Source organism: Novosphingobium sp. PhB57, from assembly GCF_004342985.1.
In the GTDB taxonomy this organism is placed as follows: Bacteria; Pseudomonadota; Alphaproteobacteria; order Sphingomonadales; family Sphingomonadaceae; genus Novosphingobium.
Genome location: NZ_SMBO01000034.1, coordinates 1 through 4,733, shown reverse-complemented (window position 1 = coordinate 4,733; position 4,733 = coordinate 1). Strand labels below are relative to the sequence as shown.

5 protein-coding genes and 1 pseudogene are annotated in these 4,733 nt (G+C 57.8%); all 6 read left to right on the top strand.

Annotated features, from left to right (window positions below; translation table 11 throughout):
• The first annotated feature begins 902 nt into the window (after window positions 1-902).
• Entirely contained in the window at window positions 903-1,316 is a 414-nt protein-coding gene (locus EDF58_RS25650) for a type IV toxin-antitoxin system AbiEi family antitoxin domain-containing protein (protein ID WP_243654522.1), read from the top strand.
• A gap of 422 nt (window positions 1,317-1,738) precedes the next feature.
• Window positions 1,739-2,293, top strand: coding sequence for an RNA polymerase sigma factor (locus tag EDF58_RS25640; protein WP_132270608.1), 555 nt, complete (start codon window positions 1,739-1,741; stop codon window positions 2,291-2,293).
• 215 nt (window positions 2,294-2,508) lie between these two features.
• Window positions 2,509-3,069 (top strand): AraC family transcriptional regulator, encoded by a 561-nt coding sequence (locus EDF58_RS25635; RefSeq protein WP_207913196.1) that lies wholly within the window; start codon window positions 2,509-2,511, stop codon window positions 3,067-3,069.
• A gap of 802 nt (window positions 3,070-3,871) precedes the next feature.
• Complete coding sequence (locus EDF58_RS25630; protein ID WP_132270606.1) at window positions 3,872-4,114, top strand: AbrB/MazE/SpoVT family DNA-binding domain-containing protein; 243 nt, start codon at window positions 3,872-3,874, stop codon at window positions 4,112-4,114.
• A complete protein-coding gene (gene mazF / locus EDF58_RS25625; RefSeq protein WP_132270604.1) occupies window positions 4,114-4,509 on the top strand; it encodes an endoribonuclease MazF in 396 nt (131 codons plus the stop codon). Before EDF58_RS25630 ends, mazF begins: the two co-directional genes overlap by 1 nt.
• A gap of 137 nt (window positions 4,510-4,646) precedes the next feature.
• A pseudogene (locus EDF58_RS25620) lies at window positions 4,647-4,733 on the top strand (IS5/IS1182 family transposase); the annotation flags it as partial.

Here is a 4,733-nt window from a genome sequence, read left to right as displayed (position 1 = left end):
CGAGGACCCCCGACCTTTCATCTGGAAGGCCGATCCGGACGAAATTATAGCCGCTGTACGGCGCGGGCACCAAGTGTTGGAATCAATCCACTAGCGGAAGCGAAGCGACATCGATCTGGTCGGCTAATGAAGGCCGCGCGTGCAACGTTGCCGATGTAAGCAGCATTGCAACCATAATGGTCAGCGGTACTTTCTGACTGGAAGTCGCTTTTCTCTGTGCCTTTTGCGCCAAAGCCGAATTTTCCCGCATATCACACCCCTTTTCAAGCAAAGAAAGCATTTGCGAAACCATTCCGTCAAATCGCGATTTTTTAATAACCCATAGCAATAGCCTATGGATTGGCGCCTGGCCGGGCGCGGTGGTTCGTCACGGATCAGGCTGGCCCCGAAGGCGGGAAAGGATTGCTGGCTGTTATCGCTGCATGGCGGCTGGTGGTACCTGCAAAGGCGCATTACTTTCGAACACCGGGTTTGAAGCGGTGTCACTATGCTAAGTCATGCTAGGGTTTTACAGGGAGTTCCAAACTTTCCTTTGGTTTGAATTAGCGCTATAAGCCTTAGTATGGCTGCCGGAAACTGAGGAAAGCTGAACCAGCTTCAGCAACGGCCGGATGGCGCACTTGTCGATGCGGCCTGGCTGGAGCGCGGCGGCTACTCCTCCTCGCTTCGCAGCCAGTACGTCAAGGCGGGATGGCTCCATCAGCCGGCTCCACGCGTATATCGCCGCGGAAACAGTCCGCTCGGCTGGCGTGAGGCCATCATATCCCTCCAGACCTTCCTCGAGAGCGACGTGAGCGTGTGCGGGCGAAGCGCGCTGGAGAAACTGGGGTACGGCCACTCTGGGGCGGCGCAGGGAGGTTCACCTCTATGGCGCGCAAAGGCCGCCCGGTTGGCTTGCTGCCTTGCCCCTCGAGGTCGAGTTTGTCTGGCACAACAGCCGGCGGCTGTTTCCTGATAATCCGGTCGTCACGCAATCCGATGACGCACAGAGCGGTGCGAGCGATGAGCCGCTTCACTTCCTGCCGGGCGGTTTTCTGATCAGTGGCGGAACAGCCAAATGGGGCCTGCGCCTCGCCAGCGCCGAACGGGGCCTGTTCCAGCTTCTCGACGAACTGCCGGGCCGCGAAACCTTCCACCAGGTCGACATGCTGATGCAGGGCCTGGCGAACCTCAGTCCGCGCAGCCTGCAGGTCCAGCTGGCATCCTGCACCAGCATCTTGAAGATACGCTCAGCGACCGCTGCTTCCACCGGATTGATCGTCCGGCTCCCACGGATGTGCTCTCCACGCCCGTCCAGGTTTTTGACGACCTCGTAGCCATAGGAGGTTGCCTCCACCGGACTTACCCTGCTCCACGCGTCTCCGGAGGCCTCTGCGGGTCTTGTCAGCGAGGTCTTTCAGAAAGAGCGCATTCATCGTGCCCTTCAACCCGATATGGAGAGCCTCTATCCTTGATTGGTATTTTCGCGACATTCTGGCGCAATTACTTTAAAATTGTGGCCTTGTAGGCGCCATGACAAATTTTTAACCCAGTAAGCATATACACGACTGGCGGTCTTCGTCAGTGTTGCTTCATGGCTGCGCTACGGCCACAAGCCGCGCGCGTGAAAGGAATCAGGATCACGCGGATCAGAACCACGTTTGCCGGGCGGAAAGGCGGCTATCCGGGATGCGGCATCCATGGATTTGAAGCCAGATGAAAGAGGACCTCGGTCGCAGTTTCGGATCCCAAGAGGCAGATACCGGGCCTGCTCCCGCAGACGACAGAACTGACGAGGCGCACGCGCTGCAGCCGGGCACTGATCGCGATTTACCGGGAACTGGCGGTTGGACTTGAGCGGACGTGGGGTTCGCGCGACGCGGCTCTCGATGCGCTTCAGGATGCTTCCGCGAAACTGGCCGCCGGCGCCCGCATCGGCGCGGTCCATAACCCGCGCGCCTATCTGCGGCGCATGGCCTTCAATCTTGGCCAGAACAGGCGGCGCTCGCTCTCCCGCAGCGTGCCTGTAGACCGCTTCATTCTGGACACTGTGGCCGACGAGGCCCCCGATCCTGAGCGCATGGCTGCTTCCGCCAACGAACTCGCCCGCGCCTTGGCATTCGCGCAGCACTTGCCTGAGCAAAGGCGCACCATATTTTTCCTGAGGTGGGTCGATGATCTCTCCACCGGCGAGATCGCGGGAAGGCTCGGCCTGCGCCGCCGTACCGTCCAGAAGGAATTGGCACGCGCTGCTGATTTCCTTCGTCGCCGGTTGGAGAATGGCGGCGAAGCACAGGGCGACGACGCCTGCTGAGATTTATTTTGAGGCAGGGGACGCCTTTTCGTTTCCCGGGTGTCTGGATGTGGGACCAACAGGGCTTCCTCCTCAGCGGGTTAGGGTGATCATCGCCTGACATCGGCAGGTGGTGGCCGCAGGGTGCCGGGCCGGATGCTTGCAGAGCGGATCCTGCGAGCGATTGGCCGGGTTCCCGCAACCCATAGGAGGTCGCCCTGAGCGGCTGGGAACGCATGAACGCGGGCCGACGCGCAGATGTGCCTGGCGCGAGCCTTTTCGATGCAGGCGCGTGCGCCGAAGGGCTGTCCGGCGTTGCACTGGCAGATGCCGGCCTTTGCGGCACAAGCCTGCCGACAGTGAAAATGGCCGGCACCGGCGAACGGGCGTCTTCTTCTGCCCAGGGCAAAGGTGCCGTGACCGGCCGGCACCGCCGAACTCTGGCATCCTGGCAAGTGGACACTGCCAAACGCCTCCTGCGCTCTCGCTTGAACGAGCCTGTCGCAATCGCCGAAATCGCCGGTGCCTGCGGTCTCTCGCCATGCTACTTCATCAAGGCGTTCACCGGCACGGTCGGCATCACGCCCTACACCTGGCTGATAGATCGGCGCCTTGAGATGGCTTGTTACTTGATCGACGGATCATCCATGTCGCTTGCCCAGATTGCGCTCGACTGCGGGTTCTGCGATCAAAGCCATCTTACGCGGACATTTGCCAAGCGATTGGGAACGACACCTGCCAGATGGCGACAGTCGCGTTCCTGCCTTGGCACCGGTTCCGAGGTTCACCCGCGATAGCGGCTCCTCAGTCGCGGCTTGCTTTCCTGCCTGTGCGGCGGCGTTTGCATCGGCAGGCGTTTGCGCGCCTTTACCCATATCCTGCCGCTCTGGAGGTCGGATTTCCGCCGTCCGGTACAGATAGGCGAAGCATCCTTGGCCCATCGCGCGCTCGATGTCTGGATAACCGGCTGCCGTAGCGGCGATCTTTGCTTTACCGGTCATCGATATGTTTGCCTCCACGCGGCCGCCAAAGAGCGGATAAATTGAAGAAGGGAATGGGACGAACGGAATCCGTATGTCGTGTCGGTGAATTTTGCATCATGTGCATGGCAATTGCGTGCCTGAGCATTGTCGCGGTTCCGACGATCCTTCTTCTAATCTGAATCTGCCAAAACCGCTGGACCTGTCTGACCGAAACTCCAAGCCAGCGCGCACGTTTCTCGAGCGCAGACGCCTGTCGCCGCTCGTCTTGGCGCGTCGTTACGGGCGAAGGCCGATATGGCTGTCATCATTCCCTCGAATTGTTCAGACGATCTGCCTTCCGGCGCCTGTTTCCTGCCTTGCGCATTCAACGCGGCAAGTCCGCTCGACCTGCTAATTCTATTACTGTTGAGTTTCACTGAGAACTGACCCGGAGGACGCGGATGAAATGTTGCATCACCATAGAGGTAGTTCATGTATTCTTACGCAGACAGGATCCGGGCAGTTTTCAGTGAAACTCAACAGCGTTACCCCTTTCTCGCAGAGACGTAGATACATTTGTCGACACGTGTCGTGGCTCTGATAGTGTATCACCATTGTAGATACACAGGAGTTTGATATGGGAGTTCAGGTCAGAAAGTGGGGGAATAGCGCAGCAATCCGAATTCCCTCAGCCATCATGGCGGCAGCCGCACTAAGTGTCGGGCAGGAGGTGGAAGTGCGCGAGAAAGACGGGAAACTCATCATCGAGCCTGTCTCTAAGCCGGTCTTCACTCTGGAAGCCTTGCTTGCTGAAATGAAGCCAGAGACCTTCCCCGAGATTGTTGATTTTGGGCCCCCCGTTGGTAACGAGCTTCTTTAATCCAGAGCGCCTACGTTCCCGATACCGGTGATATTGTTTGGGTTCAGTTTAATCCTCAGGCAGGTCATGAGCAGGCGGGGCACCGCCCTCCACTGGTGCTCTCTCCATCGGCGTACAACGAGATGCGGGGCATGATGATTTGCTGCCCGATGACTGGCCAGATCAAGGGCTATCCGTTTGAGGTCATCGTGTCCCAGTCTCCAGCGAGTGCCGTGCTGTCTGATCAGGTGAAAATTCTGGATTGGAAAGTACGTGGGGCAAAGAAAAAGGAGGCTGTGACGGCTTCGGTAATTGCGGAAGTTAAAGCGAAAATTGCTGCATTACTTACGCTTTATCAATTCGGCAAGTTATATCATCAATATACACATTATTTCGCCGTAAGACAATCAAGATAATTGAACTAGATCAAGGGTTTTATGTTTGAAAGTAACCCTAAGCAAAACGAGATGATGGTTTAGAGCCCGCCCCGAAATTTGTTGAGCAATATTAGCATGTTGTGATTCACGCCGTCCTGCGAGAGATGGAGTGATCAATGGCATGGACTGGTATTGCCCGGCAGGAGCATAGCCGGAAAGGGTTGCGCTATTCCAGCGATATGACGGACAGGGAGTGGGAATTG

What these genes read in the sequence shown, in the direction of transcription:
- EDF58_RS25630 (WP_132270606.1), top strand. Translation starts at nt 3,872, where the DNA reads ATGGGAGTTCAGGTCAGAAAGTGGGGGAATAGCGCAGCAATCCGAATT.
- EDF58_RS25635 (WP_207913196.1), top strand. Translation starts at nt 2,509, where the DNA reads ATGAACGCGGGCCGACGCGCAGATGTGCCTGGCGCGAGCCTTTTCGAT.